A 15,719-nucleotide genomic window follows, 5' to 3' on the forward strand; every position below is an offset into this window, starting at 1 on the left:
TTCAGGAGCCCAGCATGTTCACCTCCTCGGCGACCCTGACACGCCGCTTTAGCGCACTGAAAAGCGACGCAGATTTCTGGTCCCTGCGGCATGTGCTCGAAACCCATACGGGTTATCAAGTACGCAAGCAGGTGGCCCAGCCACCTCGGTTCAGTGAGGATCAAGGCGCGATGCTGACCGCCCGGGTCAAGGGTATAGAGGCTTACTGCGCCACCAGCGATCTGACTCAGGCCGGTTTGCAGGCGGCGCTGGATCGGGCTGGAGCACTGGCACGGGCTTTGGCGCAGCGGGCGCTGGTGGATACCAGCCAGGCGCCGGTGCCGACGGAACAGATGGACGATGTAATGCCCGGTTATGAGCGGGTACTGGCCGGCCCGGCCGAATGGTTCGAGCTGCTGGTTGCCGAGTCGGTCAAGGTGCCCAGCGATGAACGGCTGGTGAATTCGCAAGTAAGTCTGGAGGTCACCTGTACCGAACAGATCTATCTCAACAGCGCCGGTGCCTGTCTACGGCGAGCCCAGCGCTTTATCTATCCGGCCCTGAGCGTGACCGCCAGCGATGGCCAGGACAGCCAGACGCGTAGCCTCGGCGGTGCCAACTTCGGCCAGCAGGGCGGTGCGGAAATCGTCGAGCGCATCGGCTTGGTCGGCGCCGCGCCGCGAGTCGCGGATGAAGCCCTACAATTGCTGCTCGCGCCGAATACTCCCAGTGGTCCACGCGAGCTGTTGCTACTGCCGGACCAGATGGCGCTGCAGATCCACGAATCCATCGGTCATCCACTGGAACTGGACCGCATTCTCGGCGACGAGCGTAACTACGCCGGGACCAGCTTTATCTGTCAGGAAGATTTCGGCACCTACCAGTACGGCTCGCCCCTGCTCGACGTTACGTTCGATCCCAGTATTCCCGAGGAACTGGCCAGCTACCGGCACGACGATGACGGCACTCCAGCCCAGCGTGAATACCTGATTCGTCAGGGCATTCTGCAGCGTCCGCTGGGCGGTGCGCTGTCACAACTGCGCAGCGGCCTGCCGGGCGTGGCCAACAGCCGGGCCTGCAGTTGGAACCGCGCGCCCATCGACCGTATGGCCAACCTCAATATCGAGCCGGGTGAACAATCGCTGGCACAGCTGATCGGCGGCATCGAACACGGCATCCTGATGAGCACCAATCGCTCCTGGTCCATCGACGATGCGCGCAACAAGTTCCAGTTCGGCTGCGAATGGGGCCGGCTGATCGAAAACGGCGAGCTGAAGGGCGTGGTGAAAAACCCCAACTACCGCGGTATTTCCGCCAATTTCTGGCGCAACCTCAGTGCAGTGGGCGATGCCAGCACCGTGGAAGTGCTCGGCACGCCCTTTTGCGGCAAAGGCGAGCCGAATCAGGTGGTCCGCGTCGGCCATGCCTCACCAGCCTGCGTATTCAAGAACATCGACGTTTTCGGAGGAGCTGCCTGATGGACGCCCGCGATCATTTCACCGCGCTGCTCGCCAACCTGGGCCCCCTTCTGAAAGCCGACGAGGGCTTTACCCTGAGTTATCGCGCCGAGACTTCGGATTTCGTTCGCTTCAATCAGGCCCGAGTGCGACAGGCCGGACAGGTGCAGCAGGTATTCGTCACCTTGACGCTGTTTCTTGGCGACCGCCATGCTGAATTCGAGCTGGCCATGAGCGGCGTGATCGGCGAAGACCATTTGCGCCTGCATCAGGCCCTGGAGCATCTGCGCGACGTAGTGCCGACACTGGCGCCCGATCCCTATCTGCGACTCAACCGGGAACCCTGGCAGAGTGAAGTCGTACAAATGGCAGCGGGGCCGGACACTGCAGCCGTCGTGGAGCAGATTATCCAGGTCGGTAGCGGCCTCGATCTGGTCGGTATTTACGCCAATGGACCGCAATACCGTGGTTTCGCCAGTTCCTGGGGGGCCTTCGGCTGGCACGCGGCGAGTAGTTTCAGCTTTGACTGGAGCCTGTTCCATGACAACGGTCAGGCGGTGAAAAGCACCTATGCCGGTCAGCGCTGGGATAATGAGGCGTTCATCCGGCGCATGGCCTTCGCCTATGAGCAACTGGATTATCTGGGCCGCCCGGCGCGGACGTTGGCCCCTGGCGACTACCGGGCCTATCTGGCGCCGGCAGCGGTGGAAGAGATTCTCGGCATGCTCAGCTGGGGCTTTTCGGCACAGGCACTGGCCACCGGAGCCAGTCCGCTGCAGCGGCTGTTCGGCGGCTCGGTACCACTCAGCCCGCTCCTGAGCATCGACGAGCGGGTTGCTGGCGGACTGGCCCCAGCCTTCACCAGCGAGGGCCCGCGTCAGGCACTGCGTTTACTCGACAAGGGCCAGCCCGCTGAGCGGCTGGTCAGCTCGCGCAGTGCGGCAGAATATGGCCTGACCGCCAATGGTGCCGGCTCTGGCGAGTACCCGCTGGCGCTGGCCATAGCCGGCGGCGAACTGGATGAAGGCGACGTTCTGGCGCACTTGGGGACTGGCCTGTATATCGGCAATCTCTGGTACACCAACTATTCCGACCGGCCAGCCGGCCGCCTCACCGGCATGACCCGCTTCGCCACCTTCTGGGTGGAAGACGGTAAGCTGCAAGCGCCGGTCAATACCATGCGCTTCGACGATTCGGTTTTCAGCTTCTTCGGTCCTTATCTGGAAGCCCTGACCCGCGAGCCGGAACTGCTGCTACCGACCGGCACCTACGGCTCACGCCAGACCGGCTCCACCGCCGTACCCGGTGCGCTGCTCGGGCGTTTTACCCTGACGTTGTAACGCGGCCGGCTTGTCCGGCCCGCAGTGCATCCCGATAATAAGCGCCCTTTTCGCCCGGCGCGTCGCCGGGCTGCTGCCTTGGTATGCTGCACGATGCAAGACGACTCTCTCGCCGACCGGATCGACGCCCTGCTGCCCCAGACTCAATGCGGCAAATGCGGTCATCCCGGCTGCCGCCCCTACGCCGAGGGCATCGCCCAAGGCGAAGCACTCAATAAATGCCTGCCCGGCGGCGAGGCGACTGTACAAGCGTTGGCAATCCTGCTGGAACGACCAGTGTTACCGCTGGCCAAGCCTGCCGTACCGCCCCGGATCGCATTCATCCGCGAAGCCGAATGCATCGGCTGTACCAAATGCAGCCAGGCCTGTCCGGTGGATGCCATCGTCGGCGCGGCCAAGCTGATGCATACGGTGATCACCGCTGAATGCACAGGTTGCGAACTCTGTATTACGCCCTGCCCGGTCGACTGTATCGACATCCAGCCACTGCCCGAAGCAGAAGCCAGGGCGCAACGGGCGCGTGCCGATCACTTTCGGCGTCGTTATCTGGCCCGCAAGGCTCGCTTGCAACATCAGGAAGAACAACGCCAACGCGAGCGGAAGAAACGCCAGTCCGCTCCAGACCAACCAACGCAGATGTCTGCTGCAGTGCAATCGGCACTCGAACGAATCAACGCCCGGCGGACGCCACTCAGCGACGCCCAGAAGCGCTTGAAAGCCAAAGCCAACATGGCACGCGCAGCGTTGGCCAAGGCTGAACGTCAGTTGGCCATACACGCCACAGCCGAGCTGCAAACCCAAGTCGAACGCCTGCGTGGTATCGCCGAATCCGCTGAAAAAGCCCTGCAGCAGGCGCAAGACCAATCGAGCATAGCGCCCCAACAGAATCCGGCCGATCTGAATAAAGCCAAAATCGCTGCCGCCATGGCCCGTGCGCAATTGAGCAAAGCCGAAAAAGCCTTCGGTGAAGTACTCAGCCCAGAGCAGCAGGTACAATTGGCCGAACTACACCGCGCCGCCGAACAGGCGCAACAGCGGCTGGACGCCCTGCAAAAGACGGCTCCAACATCCCCGCCTAACTCAGGCGAGGCAGCGTTGAAACAGGCCAAGCAACACTTTCAAAGCCATCGCGATACATTGCGTGAAGCTGAACGAGCCAAGGCTGACGAGGCCACTCTGCAACCCTTGCGTATGGCACTGCAGCAAGCCGAGCAGGCACTACACACAGCAGAAGCCGCTGCTGGTCGCCCACTGCCCAAGCGGCAACTGGTCGACAAGAGCCCGATGCCTGCCGAGCTGCGCGAACTGAAAACCGAGCTCGTCTACGCCCGTGCCGAACTCAGTCGTCAGCAGCGACAAACTCCGCTGGATACCGTTGCGCTAGACAAAGCCCAAACCCGCTTGAACGAAGCCGAACGCCAGTTGCACACATACGCTTTGCAAAGCCGGTCCGATAACGACTGAAAACACCGCTCGGTTCATTTTTCAATTCGACCGGAACACGCCATGAATGCCGCCAAACGCCGAGAAATCTTCCGTCGCCTGCACGAAGACAACCCAGACCCAACCACCGAACTGAGCTTTGCCTCGCCTTTCGAACTGCTGATCGCTGTAATCCTTTCGGCACAAGCCACTGACGTCAGCGTGAACAAGGCGACAGCCAAACTCTACCCGGTGGCCAATACGCCGGAGGCCATTTACGCCCTGGGTGTGGAAAAACTTTCCGAGTACATCAAAAGCATCGGTCTTTACCGGGGCAAGGCGAAGAACATCATTGAAACCTGCCGCCTCTTGATCGAGAAGCACAACAGCCAGGTACCGGACAATCGCGAAGCTCTGGAAGCCCTTCCGGGAGTGGGTCGCAAGACTGCCAATGTGGTCCTCAATACGGCTTTTCGCCAGGTTGCGATGGCTGTGGACACCCATATTTTCCGGGTCAGCAACCGCACCAACCTCGCTCCCGGACGCAATGTGCTGGAAGTCGAGCGCAAGCTGGTCAAGTTCGTCCCCAAGGAATATCTGCTGGATGCCCACCACTGGCTGATCCTGCATGGCCGTTACGTCTGCAAGGCCCGTAAACCATTATGTGGTAGTTGTCGGATCGAGGATCTTTGCGAATATCAGCACAAGACCAGCGACGATTGATTGGATTGGAAAAAACCGGGCTTGACGATTGAAAAAATCTTTTTTACGCGCATTGGGTTTATCGCTATAAGGAGCGCAAATAGCACTTGGTAGCTATGGAGTACCCAAAATGGCCGACAAAGAAACTATCGACATCGAAGAAGAGTTTATCGCCGAAAGTGATGATGACAGCAGCGATGCTCCAATCGAAGCGGCAAAAACCAACCTGACCAAACGAAGGGTCATCGACAACATGCTGGAAGAGCGCCGCCTGAAGAGACAACTGGCAGACTACGACTTCGACCTATAAAAAAAGCAGATGTAGAACCTTGCGAAAAACCGCTACTGAAATGCCCCGACTCGTTCGGGGCATTTTCTTTGATGAACTCAATCGTTGCGGCCAGGAGACAGCAGTTCGACCTTGTAGCCATCCGGATCTTCGACGAAAGCCAGGATGCTGGTGCCGTGCTTCATCGGGCCCGGCTCGCGGACGATCTTGCCGCCACGCGCACGAATATCCTCACAGGCTTTGTAGACATCCTCGACCTCCAGAGCAATATGGCCATAGGCCGTTCCCAGTTCGTACCGCTCCACTCCCCAATTGTGGGTCAGCTCGATTACCGAATTTTCAGCCTCGTTACCGTAGCCAACGAAGGCAAGGGTGAACTTGCCATCCGGGTAATCCTTGCGGCGCAGCAGGGTCATACCCAGTACTTCGGTATAGAAAGCGATGGATCTGTCCATATCGCCAACGCGCAGCATGGTGTGTAGCAATCGCATAGTCCGGTTCTCCTCGGTGTCATCGATTCATCAGGCCTGGCGACATTGGATGGATGCCGAAGACATTTATTGCTTCGACTTGTCGCTCTTGTGGTCAGATCGGCCGCAGCAACAGATAGAGATGATGCAGGGCAATCTTCAGTGCCGGAAAGCCTGGCGTATGCTCATCGATACGCCAGGCTCAAGGCTCAGGACAGCTTGCGATTCTTGCCGGCGGCGATACGCATGCGCAGCGCATTGAGCTTGATGAAGCCTGCCGCATCAGCCTGGTTGTAGGCGCCGCCATCTTCCTCGAAGGTGGCGATGTTGGCATCGAACAGCGAGTCATCCGACTTGCGTCCAGTGACGATGACATTGCCCTTGTACAGCTTCAGGCGTACTACGCCGTTCACGCTGGCCTGGGACGCATCGATCATCTGTTGCAGCATCAGGCGCTCAGGGCTCCACCAATAGCCGTTGTAGATCAGGCTGGCGTACTTGGGCATCAGCTCGTCCTTCAGGTGCGCCACTTCACGGTCGAGAGTGATCGACTCGATGGCCCGATGCGCTCGGAGCATAATGGTGCCGCCGGGGGTTTCGTAGCAGCCACGGGACTTCATGCCGACATAGCGGTTCTCGACGATGTCCAGGCGACCGATGCCGTTCTCGCCACCAATGCGGTTCAGTTCAGCCAGCACCTGCGCGGGGCTCATGTCCTTGCCGTCGATGGCAACGATATCGCCCTTGCGGTAGGTCAGCTCGAGATAGGTGGGCGTATCCGGCGCGGCCTCGGGAGACTTGGTCCAGCGCCACATGTCTTCCTCGTGCTCGGTCCAGGTGTCTTCCAGCACACCGCCCTCGTAGGAAATGTGCAGCAGGTTGGCATCCATGGAGTACGGAGATTTCTTCTTGCCGTGGCGCTCGATCGGGATGTTGTGCTTCTCGGCATAGTCCATCAGTTTTTCACGAGAGAGCAGATCCCATTCACGCCAGGGTGCGATTACCTTGACGCCTGGCTTGAGTGCATAGGCACCCAGCTCAAAACGCACCTGATCGTTGCCCTTGCCGGTGGCGCCATGGGAAATGGCATCGGCGCCGGTCTCGTTGGCGATCTCGATCAGGCGCTTGGCGATCAGCGGCCGGGCGATGGAAGTGCCGAGCAGGTATTCACCTTCGTAGAGGGTGTTGGCTCGGAACATCGGGAAAACAAAATCACGGACGAACTCTTCACGCAGGTCATCGATGAAGATTTCCTTGACCCCCAGGGCCTTGGCCTTGGCACGGGCCGGTTCGACCTCCTCGCCCTGGCCGAGGTCGGCGGTGAAGGTCACTACTTCGCAGTTATAGGTATCTTGCAGCCATTTGAGGATCACCGAGGTGTCCAGGCCACCGGAGTACGCCAGGACTACCTTCTTAACATCGGCCATTGCCATCCACTCCCGGGGTTTACGGAAAGGGGCGATTCTACTGGTCACGACGGTGCTTTTACAGGGGCGCCGGCAGTCGGGGCAATGGTATTGGTCTTCTCGGCAGTCTTGCCGGCGGCCTCGACCGGCTCACGCTCGAGCTGTACCGTCACCCGGCGGTTTTTCAACCGGTTGGCCTTGCTGTTGTTGGGGACCAGCGGATAGCGCTCCCCGTGGAAGCGCATCACGATTGTCTCTGCCGGAATCCCCTTGGCCATCAGATACTGTTGCACTGCCAACGCGCGCCGACGCGACAGCTCACGATTGGTCAATCGGTCGCCACTATTGTCGGAATGCCCGTCGAGATAGATACGATTGACGCTGGAATCGACCTTCATATACTCCAGGATGGCGTTCAATCTGGTCTTTACCGAATCATCCAGCACGACATCGCTGCTCGGAATTACCAGCTGGACCTGCTTGAGCTGATCGAAGTTGTAAGGCAGCAGCTTGCCAGCGCAGGCTTGATAGTCTTCGTAGGCCCTGGTGAACCTGACCGGCAGCAAACGCACTTCGAGCGAGCCATCACCACTCACGGTCCGATGGCGAACCAGAGGGCTGCGCCCTTCGAGCAGCCCCCCCAGCAACCTGCCGGCCTGAACCTGAGAGCTGTCGAACACGATGTCACCGGAGCGGATCGCCACGTTGCCGAGGGGAATATCCGCCTGACCCGGTTGCCAGGGTACAGCGGCGGCATACAGGCTGGCCGAGCCGTTGCCGAACCAGCGAACCGCTGAGCGAATACGAAACGTGGATTGCTCGCCAGCCTTGCGTACGAACTCACCAGTACCGAAGCCGGTGATCGGTTGCACCAGCCGGCATTCGAACTGGTCGCCTTCGACCTGCCATGTCACATTCTCCAGGCGCGTCTGGAAGGTCAGCGATTGCACGGGTGGACCGACCAGCAAGGCGGCCAGGACGAGCAGACGAAGGCGCACAGCAAACTCCGAAGCCAGGGTTGTCTACCCCTCAAATATCGGAAAAAGAGTAGAAAACTTGAGCTTTTCACGTTTGATCGAGGAGCCTGTAATGCCTTCGGACAAGCCTGCGGCCCTTTGCCGGTTTTTTTCCGGTAGCATTCTTCAAATAGACAAAACCCCGCTTGGAATCCCGCATGACCGACCGACTGATCCTGTTGCGCCCCGACGATTGGCATATTCACCTGCGCGATGGAGCCGCCCTGCCGCATACAGTAATGGACGCAGCCCGCCAGTTCGGCCGCGCCATCGTCATGCCCAATCTGGTCCCACCCGTACGCAACGCAGCCGAAGCCGGCAGCTACCGTGAACGCATTCTGGCGGTACGCCCCCAGGGCAGCCGCTTCGAGCCGCTGATGGTGCTTTATCTCACCGACAGTACCCAACCGGATGATATTCGTGCAGCCAAGGCGACCGGTTTCGTCCACGCGGCCAAACTCTACCCGGCTGGCGCTACGACCAATTCGGACTCGGGTGTCACCCGGATCGACAATATTTTCGACGTACTGGAAACCATGGCCGAGGTGGGTTTGCCGCTGTTGGTACATGGCGAAGTAACGCGTGCCGAAATCGATATCTTCGACCGGGAAAAATACTTCATCGACGAACACATGACCCGGCTAACCGAGCGCTTCCCTACCCTGCGTATCGTGTTCGAGCACATCACTACCCGCGACGCGGCCCAGTTCGTCGAATCCGCCAATGCCAATGTCGGAGCCACCATCACTGCGCATCACCTGCTCTACAACCGCAATCACATGCTGGTAGGCGGTATCCGTCCGCATTTCTATTGCCTGCCGATTCTCAAGCGCAACGTCCATCAGCAAGCCTTGCTGGACGCGGCTACCAGCGGCAATCCCAAATTCTTCCTGGGCACTGATTCAGCCCCGCATGCCCGTCATACCAAAGAAGCCGCTTGTGGCTGCGCCGGTTGCTACACCGCCCATACGGCCCTTGAGCTGTACGCTGAGGCTTTCGACCAGCATGGTGCGCTGGATCGCCTGGAAGCCTTCGCCAGTCATTTCGGTGCGGATTTTTATGGCCTGCCACGCAACACCGAGCACGTCGTACTAGTCCGAGAAGACTGGACCTTGCCAGCCGAACTGCCTTTCGGAGACCGGGAGCTGATACCGCTCCGCGCTGGTGAAACCTTGCGCTGGCGATTGGAGGAGCACGCATGAACGGCGATGCTGATGACGTACTAGACGATGACATGGAAATGGAGTGCGCGATCTCCGGCAAACCGCGTACGCCCATGGCGCAGCGCTTTCGCGGCTATCTGCCAGTAGTGGTCGATGTGGAATGCGGCGGCTTCAATTGCCTGACCGATGCGTTATTGGAAATCGCCGCCGTTACCATCAACATGGACGAGCAAGGGCTGCTCTATCCCGATCACACCTATTTTTTCCGGGTCGAGCCATTCGAGGGTGCCAATATCGAAGCCGCCGCGCTGGAATTTACCGGCATCAAACTCGACCATCCCCTGCGCCAGGCGGTAGCCGAAGCTCATGCACTGACAGAAATCTTCCGCGGGGTACGCAAGGCGGTGAAGTCCAGTGGCTGCAAGCGAGCTATCCTGGTCGGCCACAACAGCAGTTTCGACCTTGGTTTCATGAATGCCGCCATCGCCCGCTGTGGTATGAAGCGCAATCCGTTTCATCCGTTTTCCAGCTTCGATACTGCAACCCTCGCCGGCCTTGCCTATGGCCAGACCGTGCTGGCCAAGGCCTGTCAGGCTGCCGGCATCGATTTCGACGGTCGCGAAGCTCACTCGGCCCGCTACGACACCGAAAAGACTGCCGAACTGTTCTGCGGTATCGTCAATCGCTGGCGGGAAATGGGCGGCTGGGTGGAATGAGAAAAGGTAATTCCTACTGAATGAAAAAGGCGACCTGGGTCGCCTTTTTCATTTGCCCATTACCGGCCCTACTAGCGTGAAAGCGCTTCGATGCGCTCCTCGAGCGGAGGGTGACTGAGGAACAAGCCTGCCAGACGGTTCTTGCCCGCCGAATTGATCCCGAAAGCGGTCAGGCTGTCCGGCATATGGACCGGAACATCCTGTTCGGCTCTCAGGCGCTGCAGGGCATGGATCATGGCCGTATTGCCTGCCAACCGAGCACCGGCTGCATCCGCCCGGAACTCGCGCCAGCGCGAGAACCACATAACGATGATGGTGGCGAGAATACCCAGAACCAGTTCCGCCACGATGGTGGCTATGTAGAAGGCAACACCTTGGCCTTCCTCGTTCTTGAATATCACCTTGTCCACAAAATTGCCGATGATTCGCGCAAAGAACATGACAAAGGTGTTCACTACACCCTGAATCAGTGCCAGGGTGACCATATCGCCATTGGCAACGTGCCCAATTTCATGGGCGAGTACAGCGCGAACCTCATCTGGTGAAAATCGCTCCAGCAAACCCTGGCTGACCGCAACCAGCGCATCGTTTTTGTTCCATCCCGTCGCAAAGGCATTCGCCTCGTAAGCTGGAAAGATACCTACTTCAGGCATCTTGATTCCGGCCTCGCGAGAGAGCTGCTCGACGGTTTGCAGCAACCATTGTTCATGGCGAGTACGCGGCTGGTTGATGATTTCCGTGCGGGTACCCATCTTCGCCATCCATTTGGAGATGAACAGCGAAAACAGCGAACCGGCGAAACCGAATACACCACAAAATACCAGCAGTTGCTGCAAATCCAGGTCAATACCATTGGCGGCCATGAAACCGTTGAAGCCAAACAGGCTCAGCGTAATGCTGGCAATGAACAGCACAGCCAGGTTGGTTGCCAGGAACAGCAATATTCGCATCATGGATAACGCGTCTCCTAAAACAGAGAAAGGCATGTTTCTGCGGGGGTATATAAGGCAGGGATATCGGCTATTCAACTAGATGACTATTTCAATCTGTGTCCTATACCTGCCGCTTCAAAGCGTACTCCCATATAAGGCATGATTCGACAGTGGAGAATAGGTGGATCGAGCGCGACTCCAGGCTCGATTGAGCAATTCAGTCTCATCATGAGATAACTTGGCGTGATCAATTCGTTCCGTTATGGTCAACTGGCGCTCTTCCATCAATCGCAGCCACAGGAAAATCCATGGCAGGCAGTAACCTTCTCGCTCTTATCGACGACATCGCCACGCTGCTCGATGATATCTCGCTCATGACCAAGGTCGCTGCCAAGAAAACTGCCGGTGTGCTCGGCGATGACCTGGCTCTGAACGCCGAACAAGTCACCGGGTTGAAGGCTGATCGCGAGTTACCCGTAGTCTGGGCAGTGTGCAAGGGATCGCTGGCCAACAAGGTAATCTTGGTTCCTGCAGCCTTGCTTATCAGTGCCTTCATCCCGTGGGCAATTACCCCGCTACTGATGATTGGTGGAGCCTATCTGTGCTTCGAAGGCTTCGAGAAAGTGGCGCATAAATTCTTTCACAGCAAAGAAGAGGATGCTGCCCGCAAGGCAGAACACCGCAAAGCCCTGGCCGATTCGAGTGTCGACCTGGTGGCGCTGGAGCGCGAGAAAATCAAAGGAGCTATCCGGACCGATTTCATTCTTTCCGCCGAAATCGTCGCCATTGCCCTAGGCAGCGTTGCGCAGGCGCCGCTTAGCCAGCAGGTCATGGTGCTGTCCATCCTGGCGATAGGCTTGACCGTCGGGGTCTATGGCCTGGTCGCAGCCATCGTCAGGCTGGACGATGCCGGTATCTATCTGAGCAACAAAGGAGGCCTGGCGGCATCCCTGGGTAAAGGACTGCTGACTCTGGCGCCCTGGCTGATGAAAAGCCTGTCCGTAATCGGAACCGTGGCAATGTTCCTGGTAGGCGGTGGCATTCTTACTCATGGCATCCCGGTTCTGCACGAACTGATCGAGCATGCAGAACATGCGCTTGCCAGCCAAGCGGGCATCGGCATCATTGCCTCGGCGCTTCCCATCCTGCTCAATATTTTGTGTGGAGCGGTCGCCGGCGCCCTGGTATTGGCCGTGGTCAAACTCGTCGGCAGTCTGCTGCCTTCCCGAAACAAAGACTGAATCAGCATCACCACCTTGCTGAAATGTTCAAGCAGCACGTTTCAGCAAGCGGTGCCAGATTGAATTGAACATCGATAGCGTTCGTCCCTCCTACAAAGCATCAATCACGCAATTGCACCAGAGATATGAAGGAGGGTACATGCCCACTCCCCAGGTTCGCTTCCCCGCTGGCGCTACCGTGCCTGCCATCGGCCAGGGTACGTGGCATATGGGCGAACAGGCATCACGCCGCGACGATGAGATCAGGGCCCTGCAACTAGGTGTGGATCTGGGACTGACGTTGATCGATACCGCCGAAATGTACGGCGATGGCAGTGCCGAAGAAGTGGTTGGCAAAGCCATTCGCGGACGACGTGACAAGGTCTTTCTGGTAAGCAAGGTCCTCCCCAGCAACGCGCGCCACAATGCCGTGATCGATGCTTGCGAGCGTAGTCTCAAGCGGCTGGCTACGGATCGTCTGGATCTATATTTACTGCATTGGCGCTCCTCGACACCCTTGGAGGAAACCCTCAGCGCCTTCGAGCAACTGATCAAACAAGGCAAGATCCGCCACTATGGCGTATCCAATTTCGATGCCGACGACATGCAGGAGTTGGCTGGTAAGTCATTCGGCCAGCAATGTCAGACCAATCAGGTGCTCTATAATCTGGGCTCGCGCGGTATCGATTTCGATCTGCTTCCGCTGATGGCCGAGCGGCACATACCAGTCATGGCTTATTGCCCCCTGGCTCAAGCCGGTGCGCTGGACGGTACGCTTTGGAAGAATGCCCAGCTTCGATCCATCGCCGAAAAGCATCAGGCAACGGTTGGCCAGATCCTCCTGGCCTGGAGTATTCGTCCACAAGCGAATACCTACCCGGTGCTGGCCATTCCCAAGGCAACCGAACCGCAACATGTCAGAGAAAATGCTGCCGCCCTCGATATCCAACTCGATGCACAAGACCTGGCATTGCTGGATCGCGCCTTTCCGGCGCCGACCCGAAAGGTATTGCTGGATATCATCTGACAGATCGAAATAGAAAATCGGCCCGGCTTCGAACAACCGCTGTATCTGAACTCATCGACCATGATTCATGGAGGTATAAACGCTATCCACATCTCCGCCACTCTTCATTCGCGGCTTGCTACGTTGAAAAAATCAATTAATTGCCATTACTAACAGCCCAAAAAGCGTGCAAATAAAAGGGTAAATTCGCGACAGTAAGCCTACAGCCCCCCTGAAGCGGCTATCATTCAAGACCACCCGTTTCTCTTGAGGGAGAGGTGCCCGATGAAATACCAGCTAATTTCCCCTTTTCATCCGCTGCAGATTCCCGTGGGGCTGCTGGTCTGGTGTCTGTGGTTCATGGCTTTCTATGGTGGATTGTCGGTTGCCTGTTCGGTAAGCCCGCCTAATCCTGCCAATGGCCCCTTCACTTGGCTCAACGGATGCCTTGGTCTGTTCACCCTTGCAACCTTCACATTTCTGGCGAGGATGGCCTGGAAAGCCTGGAGCCTGGCCAGGACATCGGAGGAACTCGACGAACGACAACTGGTTGTCACTCGTCTGGCTGGCTATGTCTATACCGTTGCAGCACTGGCCACTCTGCTCATGGGCGTACCGCTGATCCAGCTTCCCCCCTGCGTTTGATGCCCTTCCATCGAGCTCTCAGAGCGATTACAGCCTTCTCTGAAGTCGCCGTACAATCCTTCAGAAGAAGTACCAGCGCAAGGAAAGCTGCAGTTCGCTGATCGGTTCGGAAAACTTGCTGAACTCGCGCTTGGCCGACAGGCGCAGCCCCAGTTCATCCGTCAGCTCCAGTTGCTGAGTGAGATGGATCCGCCGACGGATTTCACCATTGTGAAAGTAATCGCTATCAGCTTCCAGCAACATATTGCCGAACGTATTACGCCAAAGTAGTCCCGTATCGAAGCCCATGGCCGGGCCAAGAAAAGCACCAAAATCCGGGTTATGCTCAACTCTTGCGGTCGCGAAGGCAAAACCTAGCAGGTTATCGCTCCATTGCCGGCTGAAACCGGCCCCGCCGCTCACATGGGCAACCAGAACTTCATCGTCTCCATCCCCTGGAGCCCGCTGCAAACCTCCGGTGACTTGCCAGGATAGTGGCTTGAGCAATTCGCCACGCGGCGCCAAAGAGCGGATATTGACCAGGTCGAAGCGTTGCAATTGCCAATGATTGTCTTCGTACTGCCGCAGTGCGGCCCGGAACATTTCAATCTGCGCTCCCAATGGAAAACCTTTCAAGTTATCCACCAGATCATGGTAGGCCATACGCAGGCCATACTCGGCGTAGGCCCGATCCTCCCGGCTCCCTACACCAAATTCGAAGGTGCGCGATTTATGTCCGCTTTCCGGCCGCTCAGGACGCTGTATCTCCAGAGGCGGTGGTGAATCGCGATTGATCGCCTGCAGCAGCGAATAGCTGCGCCTGGCGGCATCGGCATCGCGCTCCTTGCTGGTAACCTTGTACCTGATGAAACGATAGGCACCATCCTGAATCAGTGCTCGCCGCTCGACAGGCAATGCCAAAAAAGCCGGATCCTGCAAATAATGCTCGTCTTCCGCCAGCTTACTTACCCACTGCTGTTCGTCGTGATTCAGCGGTTTAATCCGAGTCATCAGTTCCCGCTCGCGGGAAGGACGGTATTTCACTCCAGCCATCATATCCGCATCCCTGACAGCACGAATCGTATCTGTCGGAATCGCCGTGAGCGAAAATGGCCCAGTCAGAGAAATACCTGGGCGAGCCACTTCCAGCAGTTCAAGCAGCCGGTAGGCGCAATTTTCATCGAAGAAGAAGTAGTCGAATCGCGTGTCCTGCAATTCCCAGACATGCTCGATCATGCGGGCCGTTTCGTCAGGTGTCAGATCCAGTGGATACTCCCACAAATCACGGTTTTCGAGCCGGCTGTATTCGGCAATCTTTTCGTAATAGGGCTGGATCACGAACAAGCCCGGATACCCCCCCATTAGTCCCTTCCAAGCATAAAGAAGGCTGTTATCGGCATCATCGATATTGGCACCGAAACTCAGCGAATAGCTTAACAAAGCGCTGCCGCTATCCTTCATTCCTGACGGATCGATTCGCAGTAACGTATGCCCGAAAATGGATGATGGACTGTTGAGAAAAGCTGCGGGGAAAACCATGGCGGCACTATGCGGATCGATGGTGTGATACCACTGACGATAGTTATCGCATGGTAATGCTGGCAGGTCGTCCAATTTCAGATGATTGCGTAACCAGTGGGTACGTGCCGGATAAACACATTGTGGATGTTTGTCGCCCAGCGTCATAGGCTTGTAAAGCCCTTCCAGCGTGGCAAGCAGTTCGGCATATGGATCTTTGGCACCCTGCTCGGCCAGGAAAAAGCGTTTGTCGTTGACATGGCTGTACCATCTGCCCGAGCTGTCGTGCTGATAATGGCCAAGGAGAAGCCAGAATGGGTCTTCGGAAAGGCGTTGAAGAGATGAATCAGGTCGAGGAGCAGCTGAAAGCAGAGTCCAGACGCCCGTCAGCAATAGGGAAAACAAGCATCTGCGCATGGTGTTTCAATTCGATACCAACAGGCCCTGGCACAGCGCCCA

General features: G+C 57.7%; 15 protein-coding genes. 10 read left to right on the forward strand and 5 right to left on the reverse strand.

From position 1 onward, the window contains the following. The first annotated feature begins 14 nt into the window (after nt 1–14). The 5 genes from FHR87_RS03425 (at nt 15) to FHR87_RS03445 (ending at nt 5,210) form a co-directional block, all read left to right on the forward strand. Entirely contained in the window at nt 15–1,457 is a 1,443-nt protein-coding gene (locus FHR87_RS03425; RefSeq protein WP_183165318.1) for a TldD/PmbA family protein, read from the forward strand. Then, entirely contained in the window at nt 1,457–2,776 is a 1,320-nt protein-coding gene (locus tag FHR87_RS03430; protein ID WP_183165319.1) for a TldD/PmbA family protein, read from the forward strand. Before FHR87_RS03425 ends, FHR87_RS03430 begins: the two co-directional genes overlap by 1 nt. A 93-nt stretch (nt 2,777–2,869) precedes the next feature. Next, nucleotides 2,870–4,240, forward strand: a complete 1,371-nt coding sequence (locus tag FHR87_RS03435) for an RnfABCDGE type electron transport complex subunit B (RefSeq protein WP_183165320.1) — start codon at nt 2,870–2,872, stop codon at nt 4,238–4,240. 42 nt (nt 4,241–4,282) lie between these two features. Beyond that, a complete protein-coding gene (gene nth / locus FHR87_RS03440) occupies nt 4,283–4,921 on the forward strand; it encodes an endonuclease III (RefSeq protein ID WP_183165321.1) in 639 nt (212 codons plus the stop codon). A 109-nt stretch (nt 4,922–5,030) separates the two neighbouring features. Further along, nucleotides 5,031–5,210, forward strand: a complete 180-nt coding sequence (locus FHR87_RS03445) for a PA3496 family putative envelope integrity protein (RefSeq protein WP_183165322.1) — start codon at nt 5,031–5,033, stop codon at nt 5,208–5,210. Nucleotides 5,211–5,287: 77 nt separating this feature from the next. Here the strand turns inward: FHR87_RS03445 and gloA are convergent, their stop codons facing one another. The 3 genes from gloA to FHR87_RS03460 all read right to left on the reverse strand — a co-directional run bounded on the left by gloA (nt 5,288) and on the right by FHR87_RS03460 (nt 8,063). After that, the gene (gene gloA / locus FHR87_RS03450; RefSeq protein ID WP_183165323.1) at nt 5,288–5,680 is read right to left on the reverse strand and encodes a lactoylglutathione lyase; all 393 of its coding nucleotides are present in this window, start codon (nt 5,678–5,680) and stop codon (nt 5,288–5,290) included. Nucleotides 5,681–5,868: 188 nt separating this feature from the next. Continuing rightward, nucleotides 5,869–7,086, reverse strand: a complete 1,218-nt coding sequence (locus FHR87_RS03455; RefSeq protein ID WP_183165324.1) for an argininosuccinate synthase — start codon at nt 7,084–7,086, stop codon at nt 5,869–5,871. A gap of 44 nt (nt 7,087–7,130) precedes the next feature. Then, on the reverse strand, nt 7,131–8,063 hold the full coding sequence (locus FHR87_RS03460; RefSeq protein WP_183165325.1) for an OmpA family protein: 933 nt from the start codon (nt 8,061–8,063) through the stop codon (nt 7,131–7,133). Between the two features lie 176 nt (nt 8,064–8,239). Between FHR87_RS03460 and pyrC the strand changes: the two genes are divergently transcribed. Together pyrC and rnt are read left to right on the forward strand one after the other, a co-directional pair. After that, a complete protein-coding gene (gene pyrC, locus FHR87_RS03465) occupies nt 8,240–9,283 on the forward strand; it encodes a dihydroorotase (protein ID WP_183165326.1) in 1,044 nt (347 codons plus the stop codon). Beyond that, nucleotides 9,280–9,960: a ribonuclease T gene (rnt, locus tag FHR87_RS03470; protein ID WP_183165327.1), complete on the forward strand. Its 681-nt coding sequence runs from the start codon at nt 9,280–9,282 to the stop codon at nt 9,958–9,960. The genes pyrC and rnt overlap by 4 nt, the downstream gene beginning before the upstream one ends. Before the next feature lie 71 nt (nt 9,961–10,031). Here rnt and htpX read toward each other — a convergent pair whose 3' ends face one another. Then, the gene (gene htpX / locus FHR87_RS03475; RefSeq protein ID WP_183165328.1) at nt 10,032–10,913 is read right to left on the reverse strand and encodes a protease HtpX; all 882 of its coding nucleotides are present in this window, start codon (nt 10,911–10,913) and stop codon (nt 10,032–10,034) included. Nucleotides 10,914–11,200: 287 nt separating this feature from the next. Here htpX and FHR87_RS03480 point away from each other — a divergent pair, with 287 nt between their 5' ends. The 3 genes from FHR87_RS03480 (at nt 11,201) to FHR87_RS03490 (ending at nt 13,763) form a co-directional block, all read left to right on the forward strand. After that, on the forward strand, nt 11,201–12,133 hold the full coding sequence (locus FHR87_RS03480) for a DUF808 domain-containing protein (RefSeq protein ID WP_183165329.1): 933 nt from the start codon (nt 11,201–11,203) through the stop codon (nt 12,131–12,133). Between the two features lie 139 nt (nt 12,134–12,272). Further along, nucleotides 12,273–13,139 (forward strand): aldo/keto reductase, encoded by an 867-nt coding sequence (locus FHR87_RS03485; RefSeq protein WP_183165330.1) that lies wholly within the window; start codon nt 12,273–12,275, stop codon nt 13,137–13,139. Between the two features lie 264 nt (nt 13,140–13,403). After that, nucleotides 13,404–13,763 carry a hypothetical protein gene (locus FHR87_RS03490; protein WP_183165331.1) on the forward strand — a complete coding sequence of 120 codons (360 nt, stop codon included), beginning with the start codon at nt 13,404–13,406 and terminating at the stop codon, nt 13,761–13,763. 60 nt (nt 13,764–13,823) lie between these two features. Here FHR87_RS03490 and FHR87_RS03495 read toward each other — a convergent pair whose 3' ends face one another. Then, nucleotides 13,824–15,677, reverse strand: a complete 1,854-nt coding sequence (locus tag FHR87_RS03495) for an Lnb N-terminal periplasmic domain-containing protein (protein WP_183165332.1) — start codon at nt 15,675–15,677, stop codon at nt 13,824–13,826. Nucleotides 15,678–15,719: the final 42 nt, after the last annotated feature.

Origin of the sequence: Azomonas macrocytogenes (assembly GCF_014191985.1) — a bacterium.
In the GTDB taxonomy this organism is placed as follows: domain Bacteria; phylum Pseudomonadota; class Gammaproteobacteria; order Pseudomonadales; family Pseudomonadaceae; genus Azomonas; species Azomonas macrocytogenes.